This is a genomic window from Haladaptatus caseinilyticus (assembly GCF_026248685.1).
GTDB lineage: Archaea > Halobacteriota > Halobacteria > Halobacteriales > Haladaptataceae > Haladaptatus > Haladaptatus caseinilyticus.
Genome location: NZ_CP111040.1, coordinates 324,792 through 341,186, shown reverse-complemented (window position 1 = coordinate 341,186; position 16,395 = coordinate 324,792). Strand labels below are relative to the sequence as shown.

Annotated in this window: 12 protein-coding genes; 7 read left to right on the top strand and 5 right to left on the bottom strand. The window is 58.3% G+C overall.

Annotated elements, in window-relative coordinates; all coding sequences use genetic code 11:
- Positions 1 to 62: 62 nt before the first annotated feature.
- The 3 genes from ilvA to solA form a co-directional block, all read right to left on the bottom strand.
- Entirely contained in the window at positions 63 to 1,301 is a 1,239-nt protein-coding gene (gene ilvA, locus OOF89_RS18765) for a threonine ammonia-lyase (protein ID WP_266080922.1), read from the bottom strand.
- A gap of 92 nt (positions 1,302 to 1,393) precedes the next feature.
- Positions 1,394 to 3,904 (bottom strand): GcvT family protein, encoded by a 2,511-nt coding sequence (locus OOF89_RS18760; RefSeq protein WP_266080920.1) that lies wholly within the window; start codon positions 3,902 to 3,904, stop codon positions 1,394 to 1,396.
- A 104-nt stretch (positions 3,905 to 4,008) separates the two neighbouring features.
- Positions 4,009 to 5,151: an N-methyl-L-tryptophan oxidase gene (gene solA, locus OOF89_RS18755; protein WP_266080917.1), complete on the bottom strand. Its 1,143-nt coding sequence runs from the start codon at positions 5,149 to 5,151 to the stop codon at positions 4,009 to 4,011.
- 167 nt (positions 5,152 to 5,318) lie between these two features.
- Here solA and OOF89_RS18750 point away from each other — a divergent pair, with 167 nt between their 5' ends.
- The 3 genes from OOF89_RS18750 (at position 5,319) to OOF89_RS18740 (ending at position 7,773) form a co-directional block, all read left to right on the top strand.
- Positions 5,319 to 6,458, top strand: coding sequence for an aromatic ring-hydroxylating oxygenase subunit alpha (locus OOF89_RS18750; protein ID WP_266080915.1), 1,140 nt, complete (start codon positions 5,319 to 5,321; stop codon positions 6,456 to 6,458).
- An 84-nt stretch (positions 6,459 to 6,542) separates the two neighbouring features.
- Positions 6,543 to 6,905 (top strand): hypothetical protein, encoded by a 363-nt coding sequence (locus OOF89_RS18745; protein WP_266080914.1) that lies wholly within the window; start codon positions 6,543 to 6,545, stop codon positions 6,903 to 6,905.
- 214 nt (positions 6,906 to 7,119) lie between these two features.
- Positions 7,120 to 7,773, top strand: a complete 654-nt coding sequence (locus OOF89_RS18740) for a helix-turn-helix domain-containing protein (protein WP_266080912.1) — start codon at positions 7,120 to 7,122, stop codon at positions 7,771 to 7,773.
- Positions 7,774 to 7,789: 16 nt separating this feature from the next.
- On the opposite strand, the gene OOF89_RS18735 is transcribed toward OOF89_RS18740, so the two are convergent.
- Positions 7,790 to 8,347, bottom strand: coding sequence for an NAD(P)/FAD-dependent oxidoreductase (locus OOF89_RS18735; protein WP_266080910.1), 558 nt, complete (start codon positions 8,345 to 8,347; stop codon positions 7,790 to 7,792).
- Between the two features lie 166 nt (positions 8,348 to 8,513).
- Between OOF89_RS18735 and OOF89_RS18730 the strand changes: the two genes are divergently transcribed.
- The 4 genes from OOF89_RS18730 (at position 8,514) to OOF89_RS18715 (ending at position 14,615) form a co-directional block, all read left to right on the top strand.
- Entirely contained in the window at positions 8,514 to 10,169 is a 1,656-nt protein-coding gene (locus tag OOF89_RS18730; RefSeq protein WP_407661641.1) for an acyl-CoA synthetase, read from the top strand.
- 173 nt (positions 10,170 to 10,342) lie between these two features.
- Positions 10,343 to 11,215, top strand: a complete 873-nt coding sequence (locus tag OOF89_RS18725) for an LLM class flavin-dependent oxidoreductase (protein WP_266080908.1) — start codon at positions 10,343 to 10,345, stop codon at positions 11,213 to 11,215.
- Positions 11,212 to 13,368: an oxidoreductase gene (locus tag OOF89_RS18720; RefSeq protein ID WP_266080907.1), complete on the top strand. Its 2,157-nt coding sequence runs from the start codon at positions 11,212 to 11,214 to the stop codon at positions 13,366 to 13,368. Before OOF89_RS18725 ends, OOF89_RS18720 begins: the two co-directional genes overlap by 4 nt.
- 254 nt (positions 13,369 to 13,622) lie before the next feature.
- Positions 13,623 to 14,615, top strand: a complete 993-nt coding sequence (locus OOF89_RS18715) for a bile acid:sodium symporter family protein (RefSeq protein WP_266080906.1) — start codon at positions 13,623 to 13,625, stop codon at positions 14,613 to 14,615.
- 36 nt (positions 14,616 to 14,651) lie between these two features.
- Here the strand turns inward: OOF89_RS18715 and OOF89_RS18710 are convergent, their stop codons facing one another.
- Complete coding sequence (locus tag OOF89_RS18710) at positions 14,652 to 16,040, bottom strand: FAD-binding oxidoreductase (protein ID WP_266080905.1); 1,389 nt, start codon at positions 16,038 to 16,040, stop codon at positions 14,652 to 14,654.
- Positions 16,041 to 16,395 lie beyond the last annotated feature (355 nt).

Genomic DNA, 16,395 nt, shown 5'->3' with positions numbered 1-16,395 from the left:
AAACAATCATTTAAATCGAAACCTGCTGGACGGAAATAGACGATGGTCGCCGCTAGATGCCATCACGCGTTGACGTGAATCACTTCGTAGGAGTGGCTGCGTATCGACCGAATGATGTTTCGTGCTTGGCTGGCACCACTGGTCTCCACTTGGAAGACGAGATAGGCCTCACCGACGTCCAGTTCGGGGGCCGATCGGTCGTGCCGGACGTTCCGGATGTTGGCGCCGTGACTCGCGATGAGGCCGGAAACCTCCTGCATCTTTCCGGGTTGGTCGTGGATTCGAACCCGAAGGCGGAGGAGCTGCTCACGGTTCGTCAGCGCATGCACCAGCACCGTCTGGAGCATCGTCATATCGAGATTTCCACCACAGAGCAGCGGCATCACCGTCTCGCCTTCGACGTCGAGGGATTCACCCATGACGGCAGCGACTGAGGCCGCACCCGCCCCCTCGACCACCTGTTTCGCCCGTTCGAGGAGGAAGAGGACTGCACGGGCGATTTCGCTGTCGGTCACCGTGACGATTTCGTCCACGTAGCTGTCGATGAGTGAGAGCGTCAACTCGGAAATACCTCCGGTTGCAATCCCGTCAGCGATAGTATCGACGGAATCGAGCGTCTGTGGGATTCCCTTGTCCAGACTGTCGGTAACGGTCGCGGCACCGGTGGCCTGAACGCCCACGATGCGGGTTTCTGGGGACAGTTCCGCGAAGGCGGTCGCGATACCGGAGATGAGACCGCCACCGCCGATGGGGACGACGACGGTGTCCACTTCCGGAAGGTCCTCGTACATTTCGACGCCGAGCGTCCCCTGTCCGGCGATAATGGCAGGATCGTCGTATGCGTGGATGAGTTCCGCGGAAGCGTCCGCGACGAGACCTTCCGCGTGGGTCATCGCCTCGCGGAAATCCTGCCCGACGAGTTCGACCTCACTCCCGTACCCCCTTGTCGCATCGATTTTCGTCTGTGGTGCGGTTTTCGGCATCACGATAGTCGAATCGATTCCGAGTTTAGTGGCCGCCAGTGCTACTCCCTGTGCGTGGTTACCTGCGCTCGCCGCTACGACACGGTCGGTGTCCGTCCCTACTACGTCCTGTTTGATTTTGTTGTACGCACCACGTGTCTTGAACGACCCCGTCCATTGGAGATGCTCCATCTTCAGGTGAACCTCACCGCCGGTTCGTTCGTCGAGGGAGGTGCTTCGTTCAATAGGCGTTTGCTTCACTACCGTCGGGTCGTCCAATCGGTCGATAGCCGCTTCGATATCGGAAAAGGAGACTCGGTTCGACGTATCGTTAGTCATCCGTGTATACGGAGTACTTCGAGAAGCAATGACGAATATGGTTCGATATCCGTGTGTACCGACCGATTCAGTTCCATCATCGGCGCTCCACCTCAACGGAGGATTTTCGTTCGCTCCGGGTCGAACAGCGGTTCGTCACGCACCGTCGCGTCGAATCGCTGCCCCTGGTACTCCACTTCGACCGACTGGCCGGACTCCGTGTATTCCGTCGGCAGATAGGCGTACGCGATACCGGCGTCGATAGTGTATCCGTAGTCCGCGCGAGTGGTGTATCCGAGGACCGCATCGCCATCGACGATGGGATGCCCCGTGCAGACAACGGCGTTCGGTTCATCGAGGGTGAGGGGGACGAGTCGCCGGTCGACTCCGGATTCTTTCGCCTCGACCAGTGCGTCCTTTCCGACGAAATCGGTCCCCATATCGACGGCAAACGAAAGGTTCGCTTCGTAAGGATTGTATTCCGGGGAAATGTCAGTCCCCCACAATCGGAAGCCCTTTTCCATACTCATCGAGTTAAGGGTCGCATCGCCCATCGGGAGGATACCGTGTTCCTCCCCAGCGTTCCAGACGATTTCCCATAGTTGGGCACCGTACTCGGACGGCGCGTACAGTTCCCATCCGAGTTCGCCGACGAACGAGACGCGAAGCATCGTTACCGGGACGCTTCCGACGTGCGTTTCCTGACAGGAGAAGAAGGGAAATGCATCGTGTGAAATGTCCGTTTCGACCACCCCTTCTAAGGTCTTGCGCGCCGCGGGACCCCAGACGCCGAGGCCACACCGTGCGGACGTTCGGTCGACCACCTTGACGGAACCGTCGTCCGGCGCATGGTCACGTATCCAGCGACCCTGCGTCGTCCCCGAACTACCTCCGCCTGTCAGGATCAGGAACCGATTCCCATCGAGACGGGAGACAGTGAGGTCGGCGAGAATACCACCGTCCTCGTTGAGCATCGTGGTGTAGCGGACGCGTCCGGGTGAGACCGCGATATCGTTCGACAGCAACCCCTGGAGGAATTGCTCAGCACCGACGCCCCGAACCTCGATGGCGGTGAACGAGGTGAGGTCGTACATGCCGACGCGGTCACGAACTGCTTGGTGTTCTGCCCCCTGCGCCTTCGACCAATTTCGTCCCAACCACTCGGAACGGTCTGGGACGTCGTACTCATCGAGAAGCGACTCGTTCGTTCCATACCACTGCGGCGATTCCCATCCATCGTTGGCGTAAAACTCCGCGTCGAGTTTCCGCTGGCGCGGATAGTACGGACTTCGGCGCAGTCCGCGTTCCTTCGTCGGTTGGTCGCGGGGATGCGTGAGTTGGTAGACTTCGCGGTACTGCTGTGCCGACCGGTCGTGAACGAATCGGTCGGCACCGTGGTGGTGCTGGAAGCGATCGATGGACGCACCGGTCACGTCGATTCGGTCGCCGTCCAACCGTGGCGTTCCGTTCTCCATCCACTCGGCGATAACGTTCCCGACGCCACCCGACTGCGTTACCCAGACGGCGAGCGCCCACCAGAGTCCATCGATATCCGCCGTTTCTCCTAAAATGGGCATCCCGTCGGGAGTGAAACAGAACATTCCGTTCATCCGACTTTGCCAGTTACAGTCCTCGAACGCTGGGATCAGTTCGCCCGCCGCGTCGGCCGCCGATTGCTCGTGGTCCGGATGCGTATTCTCGACGTAATGGTGGGCCGTGAACTCTCGAAGCGACGGATATTCTAACCCGAGGTCGTCCAGTCGGTCCGGCCCGTGGATGTCCTCCGGTTCGACGAGCAGTGGTTCGTGATTGTACGACCCGACGCCGTAGGAGTCGCCGTGCTGTCTGAAGTACAGCGACCGGTCTTGATGTCGGAGTATCGGCTGTTCGATTTCCCGGTCGGCCTCGGCCAGTTCGGCTATCGGTTCCGAGACGAGGTACTGGTGTGCGCACGGCTTGAGGGGGATATCGACCCCGACCATTTCGCCGAAAAGCGGCCCCCAAATGTTCGTTGCGAGGAGCACTTCATCGGCTTCGATGCGCCCGTGTTCGGTGACCACCCCGATGATTTTCCCGTCTTCGACTTCGAGGTCCGTCACCTCTGTATTGCCGTAGAATTCGGCTCCATATTCGCGAGCCAGATCGGCCATCGTCTCCGAGGCATCGACGGCGTGAGCCTTGCCGTCCGAGGGGACGTACAACCCGCCGTGGATACTATCAGGATCTATCTGGGGAACGTGTTCTTCGACCGCCTCCGGCGAAAGCAGTTTCCCGTCCTCGATGCCGTACGAACGGCCCCACTCACGTTTACGTTTCAGATACTCCCATCGTTGGTCCGTGTAGGCGACTTCGATACCCCCACACGTTCGGAAGCTATCGAGGTCATCGTACAGGTGACGGGTATACTGGGCCATTTCACACATCAGCTTGTTTCCGGCTGTCTGAAACACCAATCCCGGTGCGTGTGACGTGGAGCCTCCGGTTTCGAACAGCGGGCCTCGATCGACGACGACGATGTCCTCCCGGCCGAGTTCGCTCAAGTGATATGCTGCACTACAGCCGACACATCCGGCACCCACGACGACAGTCCCGGCTTCGTCGGGAGGTATGTCACTTGCACTCATTGAACATGCATACATCGAAGGGAGCGGGTGAAAAGAGTCACTGTGAGATAAGACAGGTATTCAAAATGGACGGCCACACTCGTCACGCGACGAGCACCGTTACGTCAATCGAATCGGCCGATTCCGAACATTTCTATCGGATGGTTGGTTTTTCCATCGACGGCGAGGTCGGCGAGGATTTCGCCGATGACGCTCGCGAACTTGAATCCATGACCGGAAAACCCCGCAGCGACGGCCACTTGCGGATGGTCCGGGAGGGTATCGAGGATGAAATGTTCGTCCGGCGAGTTGGTAAACAGACAGGTCGCCAGCCGCATCGTTGGGCCCGCCGCGTTCGGGAAGTACTTCTCCGTGAAATCACGCAGGAGGCGTTCGTCCGCAGGTCCCGGCTCCGTCTTCCATTCGTCGGGGTCTACCTGTTCGTCGAGATGGTGGTATTTGCCGAGTTTGAACCCCGGGACGCCGTAAATCGGGAGTCCGTAGAACCGACCCTCCGGAACGCTGATGTTCCACACTGGAAGCGAGTCCGGTTCAAACAACGATGGCGTCTCCGGTTGAAACCACGCGAGAACCTGTCGTTCCGGCACGGCAAGTCCCTCCAACGCATCCGAGAGTTTGGAATTCCACGCACCGGCGGCAAGGACGAGGCTGTCCGCTTCGTAGGTTGTAGACGACGTTTTGACCCTTACACCGCCGTCCGGAGTCTCTTCCCAGTCGAGAACGCGCTCGCGGGCACGAATGTCCGCACCAGCCGCCAGTGCAGCTTCGACGTGGCCGATAATAGCTTCCTCGGGAACGACGAAACCGCCATCCGGTTGATATAGTGCCTTGTAATCGTCAGGTAGTCGGTAGCCGGGAAAGCGGTCCGTCAACTCGGCTCCGGTGAGAACTTCGTGTGGAATGTCGTGTTCCTCACAGGAGCGCAGCGACCCCTCGAAGACGACGTTCCCCGCAGGAGCGGCATCTACCGACCCAGTTCGGTGGATGATGGGCCTCCCCGTCCGGTCGGCTATCTCGTCCCACAATTCGTACGCACGTTCGATGAGCGGGATGTACGACGGGTGTTCGTAGTATGCTCGTCGGATGATTCGCGTGATGCCGTGCGAGGAACCCCGTGTGTGTGGAACGTCGAACCGTTCCAGTCCGAGAACGTCGAATCCACGTCGCGCGAGATGATAGGTTGCCGCACTCCCCATCCCTCCGACACCGATGACGATAACATCCCTTCGATTGTCATTCACAGTCATGCACGTATTCCTGTATGAAATAGATCATCATCACGTTTTTCCCCGTGTGAAAGCGACGGAAGCGAAACTGTTACCGCGGTGATTCAAACTCCGTAGACACCATTGACTTGAATGGGAGTGTTATCTGTGGTCCATATTTATACTCGATAGACGTGATAAGTTGTCATATGACACGGTGGAACGACGGCACCGACCGGGTCGAGGCAGTCAGCCCGGACATCACCGACGAAACGAACGCCCTTCCGGCGGAGTATTTCACCGATCCGAACGCGTACGAGATGGAGAAGGAGAAGATATTTTCCCGATATTGGGTGTATGCAGGTCACGCCAACTGTATTCCGGAGACCGGAGACTTCTTTACACGAACGGTCGGTGACAAACAGATCATCGTGCTTCGAGACAACGAGAACGACGTTCGAGCGTTTTACAACGTCTGTGCACACCGCGGGTCGAAGATAGTTGAAGACACGCCGATGACCGAACCGGGGTCGATGAGTCGAATTCAGTGCCCGTATCATCTCTGGACATACGACCTCGACGGCGACCTCTCGACCACTCCGAAGAGTTTCGAAGAGGCAAGCCTCAATCCCGACTTGGCTGACGAGGAGGTGGCGAAACTCGATGACGATGGGAACAGCCTCCTAGAAGTTTCGACGGACCGAATCGGCCCGCTGGTGTTCGTCAACTTCGACACCGACCCGATGCCGTTCGAGGAACAGGCCGGGAAGATGGCCACGGAGCTCGAATCTCTCCCGCTCGGCGACTACCAACACGCGGCACGATTCGTCTCGGAGGTCGAGTGCAACTGGAAGACGTTCGGCGGGAACTACTCCGAGTGTGACCACTGTCAGGCAAACCATCAGGATTGGATCGAAGGGATTCAACTCGATGAGTCTGAGTTGGAGGTCAACGACTATCACTGGGTGCTCCACTACACGCACGAGGAGGATGTCGATGACGAACTTCGAATCCACGACGAACACGAGGCGAAGTTCTACTATCTGTGGCCGAACTTCACGGTCAACATGTACGGCACCGCCGACGGGTACGGCACGTACATCATCGACCCTATCGACGAGAGTCGCTTCCAGCTCATCGCCGACTACTTCTTCGAAACGTCGGAGATGACTCGCGAGGAGTTGGAGTTCGTGCGCACGAGTCGCCAACTGCAGGAAGAGGATTTCGAACTGGTCGAGCGCCAGTACGAAGGGCTAAAATCGGGGGCACTCGCACAGGCACAACTCGGACCGAACGAACACACACTTCACAAGTTCCATCGGTTGGCCCAAGAGGCCTACAACGCATAAGGACGAACACGAATCAGTCACGCCGAAACGTCGCGTCCGTATGTCGGACGGGAGAGTACGACCATCGGAGAACGACCAATACGTATGACCGACCGAGAGCGAGCATCATTCACCGCCATCTGTCCGGACTGTAACGAACGAAAGGGAACGGAGACCCCCAACGAAATACTTGGCTTCTACAGACGGCATCGAAACCTCACGGGGCACGATATCGAGTGGGAGTTCGTCGATCACGAGTCGATCCCGACGAGTGCCGCAAACGAGGGGCTCAAAGCCATCGTTCTCGAGCTGGATGAAACGTTCGATAACGGCGTTCCGCTCGCACTCGTCACCGCAGCGATGGGGGAACAAGGATACTCAATTGGCGAGACTATGGCCGAACTCCGCGAACTACGGATGACGGGGCACGTCTGGGAACCGAAAGACGACCACGTCAGTGCGTTCTGATCGAGAAAGTGGGATACCGGTCGTCGCACGACTGAAAAAAAACGACGATGTGATTCGTCTTCGGGTGTGTTCTTTCCTCGTACGGTCTCGACCTGAATACGAACGGTTTGGTACAGAATATTTAACACGGTTGCCGTTGGGTGTTCGGATACCGGATTGAAATCACTCCCATGTCCGTTCTCGACGGACAGGGATAGGCCGAACGACGCTCACCATGACGTTCATCTCGCACGTTACAGTTCACCATCCGAAACTTGCGCTCACACCGACGATAGAGGCAGTACCTACTGTTACCATCAAGGTCGTACCGACGTCGGGGACGGACCCCGAAACAGGCATGTTTTTCTTCCTCGTCGAGAGCGAAACCGGGGAGTTCGAATCGTTTGAGGACGCGCTCGATGAGGACGGGACGGTCGAGGAGTCGGAGAAGGTGGCCGACCACGGTGACACTCGCATTTACCGAATCTGTTATACGCCGGAGACGAAACTTCTCACCCCGAAAACGACCGAAGTCGGTGGGCTAATGCTCGAAGCGGAAACCGTGAGACAGGGGTGGCTCCTTCGTCTCCAACTTCCCGACCGGGAGTCCCTCTCACGGCTGTGGGATTACTGCCGTGAGGAAGACATTTCTTTCGAGCTGGACAGACTGTATCAACAGGAGAGCCTCACGGCCGATGGAAAAGCGCTAACGGATGCACAGCGACGGACCCTGCTTCGAGCATTCGAAGCGGGGTATTTCGAGGAGCCGAGGCAGACATCACACAAACTACTCGCCGAACAGTTGGATATCTCTGCGACCGCGGTCGGCGGGCGAATCAGACGCGGAACGGCGCGACTCATCGAGACGACACTCGTTTCGGACGAGTGATTGTTACTCGGTGGTGTCAGTCCGCATCTTCGGGGGTGTTGAAATCGTGGAAGTGTTCGCCCTTCTCCTTGCTCAGAATATCGAGCGCTGCTGCCCCGCCATCGCCGGCGGAGATGACCGCCTGCCACTCCTGGTCGCGGACCATCGCACCTGTCGCGTAGGCGTTCTCGATACTGGTTTCCATGCTCAAATCGACCGAGACGGTGTCGTTGTCGTCGAAATCACAGCCCAGATGCTCCGCGAGGTCACGGTCCGCGCCGGTCGCCAAAACCAGATAGGTTGCTTCGTGGTCGCCGTCGTCGGTCGAAATCCGGAACTGATCTTTATCCCGTTCGATATCGGTGACCGACGTCCCCATGTGTCGGTCCACACCGTAATCGTCCGCTTGTTCACGGGCTTTTTCCATGAATTCGCTTCCATCGATGCTCTCGAAACCGAGGTAGTTGAACAGGTGTGCTTTGTGCATCCATGTGTTGTCCGTATCGAACACCATGGTATCGAGTCCGTTCTTTGCAGCGAACAGTGCGGCACTCAGCCCAGCGGGACCCCCACCGACGACAGCAACGTCTGTCATAGTATCACTTGACGACCAGGTTCTGCATAAAGCTACTCCCCCAAGGAGAGAACGACGCTTTGTTTTCGCCGTCCAAAATCACACTATCGACGGCAGCGATATACGGGAACCATTTCAGTTCGAGATCCATCTCAGGTTATATCACGAATGACACTGAAGGTATCGTATGCTTCGTGATAGCAGCATCCAATCAGGGAACGTCCCTGTAGAAAAATTCCCACCCGTGGACATGCGGGCAGACATCGTTCACGCGCTTCCCGAACTTCATTATCCGAAATCACTCAATGCGGCCGTCGAACTCGTCGATAAAAACGTCGAAGCGGGGCGAGGCGACGAGGTTGCCATCTACTTCGAAGACAAAAAAATCACCTACGATGAGCTCTTGGAGCGGGTCAACAGTCTCGGAAACGCACTCTTAGATCTCGGGGTCGAACCCGGCGACCGCGTCTTCGTTCGATTCCCGAACCGGCCGGAGTATGCCATCTCTTGTCTCGCACTTCAGAAGATCGGAGCCATTCCGGTGCCGTCGATGAAACTCCTGCAGGCGAAAGAGTGCACCTATGTCGTGGAAGACTCGGGCGCGACGACCGCTCTCGTCCACGACGGACTGCTGGAACCGGTCGAGGCCGCGATGGAGACGTGTGATTCGCTTCAGACGATCGTCGTCGCGTCGCGCGAGGGTGTCGCGCACGACTTCCTCGATTACGACGAACTCCTGGCGTCGGCGTCGTCGGAACTCGATGCCGCGGCGACACACCGGGACGACCTCTCCATGATCGCGTACACGAGCGGGACGACGGGGCGACCGAAAGGGACGGTACACACGCATCGACAGATGCTCGCTATCGTGGATGGCTACGCACGATACTGTCTTGCTCCGACGGAAGACGACGTGTTCTCCGGTAATCCACCCATCGCGTTTACGTTCGGCTATGGCGTGCTCGTCGCGTTTCCGCTCCGATTCGGCGCGAGCACCGTTATCATCGAAAACGCAGAACCGATAGACCTCGTGGATGCTGTGGATACGTACGGCGTAACGATCCTCGGGTCGATTCCAACCGCCTACAATCAACTACTCAACGAACACTCCGACCGCATTGCGGCTGCCGACCTTTCGTCGCTTCGCGTCGGCATCAGCGCGGGCGAACCACTCTCGCCATCGACGTTCGAGCGCGTGAAATCATCGCTCGGTATCGAACTGCTGGACGGACTCGGCTCGACCGAAATGCTACACATTTTCGTCAGTCACCGATTGGGAGACGACATCGACCCGTCCGTTACGGGGCTCCCCGTTCCCGGCTACGAATGTAAGGTCATCGACCCAGACACCGGCGAAGATCTCGACCACGGCGAAGCCGGATTGCTCGCCGTGCGAGGACCGACAGGCGTTACGTACTGGGGTCGCCCCGAAAAGCAGGAGCTGGCGGTTCGAGACGGCTGGAGCCTCCCCGGCGACGTGTTCGTCCGGACGGAAGACAACCGATTCGAGTACAAATCCCGGCGCGACGATCTCATCATCTCAAGCGGGTACAACGTCCCTGGCCCGGAAGTCGAAGCGACTCTTCAAGAGCGCGAGGAAATATACGAAACGGCGGTCGTTGGCAGTTCCGACGAGGAACGTGGCAAGGTTGTCAAAGCATTCATCGTCCTCACTGACGGGTACGAGCCGAGCAGCGGACTCACGACAAGGCTCCAGGAACACGTGAAAAGTCGAATTGCACCGTACAAATACCCCCGTCGCATCGAATACGTCGCCGAACTCCCGAAAACGGAGACGGGGAAGATTCGAAGAAACGAACTTAGAAAACGCGAACAAGGGTGATCGAAAGCGCGAGGATTCCGTTTTGGCGTTCTGTCTCGGGTTGGTTTCCAACGACGATACTCGCGAAAAGTGAATCTTTCCCGTGTCGTAGTGTAGAAAACGGTATTTGGTAATTGATAACACCCATCGGTAGATATAGGATGATGTAGGTTGCAATCGGAGTACAAATAATCATGCAAGTCGGGATTGGACTGCCGAATACGTTGGATGGAGCCGACCGGGAACTGATACTTTCGTGGGCAAGGTGGGCGGATGAGGGACCCTTTACCAGCCTCGGCGTGTTCGACCGATTATGCTACCACGGACTCGACCCGGTAGCCACCCTCGCGGCCTGTGCGTCGGTCACCGAGGAAATCGAATTGGCGACGACGATTATCGCGGGCCCGCTCCGGAACAATGCCGCGCTGGCGAAGAAGGCGGCGACGCTCGACGTTCTCTCGAACGGTCGTCTCACGCTCGGAATGGCACTCGGTGCTCGAAAGGACGACTACGACGCGGCCGGTGTCGAGTTCGGGAAACGAGGTCGACTGTTCGACCAGCAGTTGGCCGAACTGCGGGACTACTGGGAGGGCGACGACGTTGGACCCGACCCGGTTCAGGAAGGCGGTCCGACGATTCTTGTCGGCGGGGATAGCGACAACACCTATCGCCGAGTCGGGCGGTTCGCCGACGGCTACATCCACGGGGGCGGGCCGCCACGAGCGTTCGCTCGACAAGCCGAGCGCGCGAACGCGGCGTGGACCGAATGCGAGAGGCCAGAAACTCCGGCCGTCTGGGGTCACGGTTACTACGCACTCGGCGACGAGGACGTCGCCGAAAAAGGACGGGAGTATCTCCTCGACTACTACGAGTTCACCGGGCCGTTCGCCGAGCGAATCGCGGACGGACTGCTCACGACTCCGCAGGAGGTCACGCAGTTCGTCCGAGGATACGAGGACGAGGGGTGTGACGAACTGGTCCTGTTTCCGACCGTCGCCGACTCCGAACAGTTCGACTTGCTGGCCGACACCCTCGGTGACAAGTGGGACGGGAGTGACCGGGCGTGAGGGTGGACGTACTCGGAGGTGGGCCGGGCGGCCTTTACGCATCCCTCCTCCTGAAGAAGTCCTTTCCGGAGTGGGAGGTCGTCGTCCACGAGCGTGACCCCGCTGACAACACCTACGGCTGGGGTGTCGTTTTCTCCGACGCTACCCTTTCCTCGCTCCGTGAGGCGGACCGGCTAAGCCACGAACGAATCACGGATGCATTCGTCCGCTGGGACCCCATCGACATCCACTACGATGGGGAGTATTTCCGATGCGGTGGCCACTCCTTCGCGGGAATCATGCGCGCCGACCTTTTGTCGATTCTGCAGGAGCGAGCGGCGGAACTCGGTGTCGAACTCCGCCACGGTGACGCCATCGACGATCCGGAACGACTCCGAGAAGACACGGACGTTCTCATCGGCGCCGACGGACTGAACAGCACCGTTCGGGAACGCTACGAGGAGGCGTTCCGTCCGAACGAAAGCGCCGGAAACGCGAAATTCGCGTGGTTCGGAACGGACAAGCCCTTCGACGTGTTCACGTTCGTCTTCAGGGAAAACGAACACGGTCTCTGGCGTATTCACGCCTATCCGGGGCGCAAGAGTACGTTCATCGTCGAATGCACGGAGGACACGTGGCGGGCTGCGGGGATGGACGAGGTAAGCGAGGGCGAAGCGCTCGAGTACTTTGAGGATCTGTTTTCGGACCATCTCGACGGGTACGAACTCCAGTCGAAGCTGTACGCGTGGCGAAACTTCCCGACCGTGAAAAATGCCACTTGGTCGCACGAAAACGTGGTCCTCATCGGCGACGCCGCCCATACCGCACATTTCTCCATCGGGTCGGGGACGAAGATGGCGATGGAAGACGCAGTCGCCCTTCAAGAGGCGTTCGAGGAGCACGGCAGTGACACCCGAGCGGCGTTCAACTGGTACGAAAAAGAACGACGACCACGCGTCACGGGACTGCAGGAAGCGGCGGAACGAAGCGAGAACTACTTCGAAAACGTCGAACGCTACCAAAATCTCGAGCCACGGCGGTTCGCGTTCAATTTGCTCACCCGGAGCGGACGGATCACATACGACAATCTCCGGGTCCGCGACCCGTCGTTCGTCGATCAGTTCGACCAATGGTTCGCAGCGGCCGAAGGCAATTGTTCGACCGCAGTGGCGACGCCACCGCTGTTCAAACGTTTCCCGCTACGGGAGGTAACGGTGCCGAACCGGACTGTAATGACGCTTCCGCCAACCGAGGTGGCGACCGACGGCCGCCCGGCCGATTCGTATCTCGACCGACTAGTTGGGCAGGGTGAACGTGGACCGGGACTACTCCTCACTGACCCGCTGGCTGTCACTCCTGACGGGCGAATAACGGCCGGGACGCCGGGACTGTATGCCGACGAACACAATGACGCATTCAATAGTGCGATCGGTCGCATCCGCGAATCGTCACCGACCGAAACCGTCGTCGGTGCGTCCCTGTTCCACGCCGGTCGGCGTGGTGCGACGAAGTCAAGAGAACACGGCCTCGACCGTCCCCTTCCGGAGGACGAACGGTGGGACTTGTTCGCGCCGTCGGCGAAACCGTTCGGCCCAGCGAGTCCTACGCCAACCGCCATGGATGCCGACGATTTGGACCGAGTTCGGACAGCGTTCGTCGGCGCGGCGGAGCGGGCGGACGCGGCCGGATTCGACCACGTCCAACTGAACGCCGGACACGGGTATCTGCTGTCGAGTTTCCTCTCACCGCTCGCGAACGATCGCGACGACGAGTACGGCGGATCGCTCGAAAACCGGATGCGCTATCCCCTCGAAGTGTTCGATGCGATTCGGGACGTTTGGCCCGATAAGAAGCCCATCGGTGTGACACTCCAGGCGACCGACTGGAACCTCAACGGGTTCAAAACACGAGAGTCGTACGAAGTCGCACGAGTGCTCAAGGAACGTGGGTGCGACCTTCTCGCGATTGTTGCGGGGCAGGCGTCCGTCCGTGAACGACCGGCGTTCGACACCGAAACGCTGGGCCGGTTCAGCGAACGGTTCCGAAACGAGGTGGAAATACCGACGCTGTCGACGAACTACCGGACGACATACGACGAGGTGAACACGATGGTCGGGAGCGGCCGCGCAGATTTGGTATTGTTCACGCCCGAGAATCCCGCACCCGGTCGGTAGCTGAGTGACTATCGATCACAAATTCAAATTTCGGAAAAATTCTATCGAACAAACTGCCTAAGTAGTTAATTATAAAAACAAACCGGCGAATCACCTGTACAGGTTCGTTACCAGTGGATATACAGTTGGAATCGCACCGATACCGAAACTCGACAAGGATTCTCGAGAAACAAGTAGTCGATGAGGTGCTGACGGTCGAGAACTGGTGGCAACTGTAGTCGTTTGAGTCGGTCGAGAGACCAAAGTAGAACATCATGACATACTTATCGAAAATCGAACGAGTATCGGAATTCATCAATAACTACTTCGTCGTTTGGGTGATCGCTGCATCGGTATTGGCACTCATCCAACCATCCGCGTTCACGTGGATCGGCGAGTATATTTCCCCCCTGTTGGGGGTGGTCATGCTCGGAATGGGGCTGACGCTGACGCCGGTCGATCTCAAACGAATCGTCGAACGACCCAGGGACGTCGTCATCGGTTCCCTCGCACAGTGGACGATCATGCCGGTGACGGCATACCTCTTGGTGCAGGTGTTCAACCTTCCCACCGAACTCGGGATTGGTATCATCCTGCTCGGTGCCGCCCCTGGGGGAACGTCCTCGAACGTCATGACCTATCTCGGAAAAGGGGACGTCGCACTGTCGATCGCGATCACGTCGTTGACCACCATCGTCGCTCCGATCGTGATGCCAGCGTGGGTCCTCTTCCTCGCTGGTGCCGAGGTTCAGGTCACGTTCGTTGAGATGTTTCGCGAGATCATGTTCGTCGTGTTCATCCCCGTCGTCGCTGGCCTCGTCATTCGTCAGCTGATGGAACGAAAGGCACCGACCGCCGCGGAAACGAGTCTGGTCGTTTTCCCGTCGATCAGCGTGATTGCGATCGTCGTTATCGTCTCGGCCGTGGTCGGTCTCAATGCCGAGAACATCCTCACCGTGAGTGCCGTTGCAGTCGCCGCAATGATCATCCACAACACGGTTGGGTTTGGCTCTGGGTACGCGATCGGGCACGCGGCAAACATGCCGGAAGACCGTATTCGCGCCTGTACGTTCGAGGTGGGTCTGCAGAATTCCGGGCTGGCAGCCGCGCTCGCGGTCACGTTCTTTACTCCATTGACGGCACTTCTCCCCGCATTGTTTAGCGTCTGGATGCTCATCGTCGGACCCACCCTGGCGACATACTTCGCTCGAAAGACCGACGAGGCTCACGAAGCACGTCCGAGCAGCGATTCGGCAGCGGTCGAATAGCTGGTTCGACGATTTCGATTCGACTGCAGATCGTCCTCAGTCGTGTTCGGACGGAACGATTTTTCCGGGATTCAGCGTCCCCTTTGGGTCGAGCGCTTGCTTGATGGCCCGCATTGCATTCACAGCGGCCGTGCCGTGCTCTAACTCCATGAACTTGCGCTTGCCAATACCAACCCCATGTTCACCCGTTGCCGTGCCGTTGAGTTCGATAGCACGTTCGACGAGTTTTGCGTATGCCTCGTGAGCGCGAGCGACCTCCTCGGGGTCATCGTAGTCGGCTAGCGCAAAATAATGGAGGTTGCCATCCCCGGCGTGCCCGAAGCAGGGAATGAACAAATCGTACGCTTCTGCGGTCGCAACGACCTCGGCGATCATCTCGGGGTAGCGGCTGATCGGAACGGTCACGTCGCCGGGCGGCCCGATATCGAGATCCGGATCGTACTCCTCGGCGGCATACGTGATATCCTTCCGGGCCTGCCAGAGTCGCTCCATCTCTTTGCCGCTCGCGATTTCCATCCGTTCGAGGTCGTGCGCTTCGAAGATGCTTCGGCAAAAGTCGATCTCCTCTTCGATACCGTGGTTGGCGTGGAACTCCACGAACACCATCGGTCGTTCCGGCAGGTCGGTATCGGAGTAGTCGTTTGCCAGCATGGCGGTCTGATCGTCGATGAGTTCGATTTTTGCCACGTCCACCCCCGACGTGACTGCATCAGAAATCGCCTCGGTGGCGTTGTTCAACGTCGGGAAGACGGCACGGCCGCCTTTGACTTGTTCGGGACGACCGGCGAGTTCGAGGGTCGCCCGCGTGATGATGCCAAGCGTCCCCTCGCTACCGATAAGGAGTTCCTTCAAATTGTAGCCGCTCGACGTCTTCGCCGCTTTACTCCCGGCCTCGATGACCGACCCGTCCGGCAACACCACTTCCAGTTCGAGCACCCAATCGGCGACCTCGCCGTACTTGACGGTACGCTGGCCGGACGCGTCGGTGGCGATCATGCCTCCGATAGTGGAAATCGCTCCGGAGGAGGGCAACGGCGGGAAAAACAGCCCGTACCGTTCAAGCGCCTCGTTCACCTCGTCACCGATGATACCCGCCTCCACGTCGATTTGGAGGTCGTCGGGTCGGATTTCACGGACGGCGTCCATCCGCGTCGTATCGAGGCTAATACCCCCCGCAACCGGCGTGGCATTTCCTTCCAAACCCGTCCCCGCAGCATAGGGAGTAACCGGGACACCGTGGTCGTTTGCCGCACCCACGGTCGTGGCGACATCCGCGGTTGACTCGGCGAAAACGACGACATCGGGGTCGGATTTGTCCTCGTCGCGGGTTCCGAAGTCACCGGCGTGGTTTCCGCGGTCGGATTGGCCGTACGAGACCGTCCCGTCCAACTCCAGATTTTCGAGAAACGAACAGTCGTATTGCATAGCGGATATCAACGAATGTTTCGACATAAACCTCCGGTAGGTGGTAATCTGTGTAGGACAGCGAACGCGATAGGAAAAGGATACCAAAGGATCCCCACTTTGTCTCCGTGCCCGTTCTCTGTGCATAGAATGATTTTGTATCGGTGATAGAGAGTGCTGACACGGCGATGAAACCAGTAATGGTACCGGTGAGAAATCGGTGTCTCGTGGAGGATATTGTCCGTAATGCCAGCATACCAATACAAATCGATTACTTTCTAAAAAAAATCGTTTTGAGATGGATTTGGAGGGGGTTGATGGCTCAAAGGCGCTGCGTAATAGTGTTGATCGGACCGTTCTGGTTAAGACGATGGCT

What these genes read in the sequence shown, in the direction of transcription:
- ilvA (WP_266080922.1), bottom strand. Translation starts at nt 1,301, where the DNA reads ATGACTAACGATACGTCGAACCGAGTCTCCTTTTCCGATATCGAAGCG.
- OOF89_RS18760 (WP_266080920.1), bottom strand. Translation starts at nt 3,904, where the DNA reads ATGAGTGCAAGTGACATACCTCCCGACGAAGCCGGGACTGTCGTCGTG.
- solA (WP_266080917.1), bottom strand. Translation starts at nt 5,151, where the DNA reads ATGACTGTGAATGACAATCGAAGGGATGTTATCGTCATCGGTGTCGGA.
- OOF89_RS18750 (WP_266080915.1), top strand. Translation starts at nt 5,319, where the DNA reads ATGACACGGTGGAACGACGGCACCGACCGGGTCGAGGCAGTCAGCCCG.
- OOF89_RS18745 (WP_266080914.1), top strand. Translation starts at nt 6,543, where the DNA reads ATGACCGACCGAGAGCGAGCATCATTCACCGCCATCTGTCCGGACTGT.
- OOF89_RS18740 (WP_266080912.1), top strand. Translation starts at nt 7,120, where the DNA reads ATGACGTTCATCTCGCACGTTACAGTTCACCATCCGAAACTTGCGCTC.
- OOF89_RS18735 (WP_266080910.1), bottom strand. Translation starts at nt 8,347, where the DNA reads ATGACAGACGTTGCTGTCGTCGGTGGGGGTCCCGCTGGGCTGAGTGCC.
- OOF89_RS18730 (WP_407661641.1), top strand. Translation starts at nt 8,514, where the DNA reads ATGCTTCGTGATAGCAGCATCCAATCAGGGAACGTCCCTGTAGAAAAA.
- OOF89_RS18725 (WP_266080908.1), top strand. Translation starts at nt 10,343, where the DNA reads ATGCAAGTCGGGATTGGACTGCCGAATACGTTGGATGGAGCCGACCGG.
- OOF89_RS18715 (WP_266080906.1), top strand. Translation starts at nt 13,623, where the DNA reads ATGACATACTTATCGAAAATCGAACGAGTATCGGAATTCATCAATAAC.
- OOF89_RS18710 (WP_266080905.1), bottom strand. Translation starts at nt 16,040, where the DNA reads ATGCAATACGACTGTTCGTTTCTCGAAAATCTGGAGTTGGACGGGACG.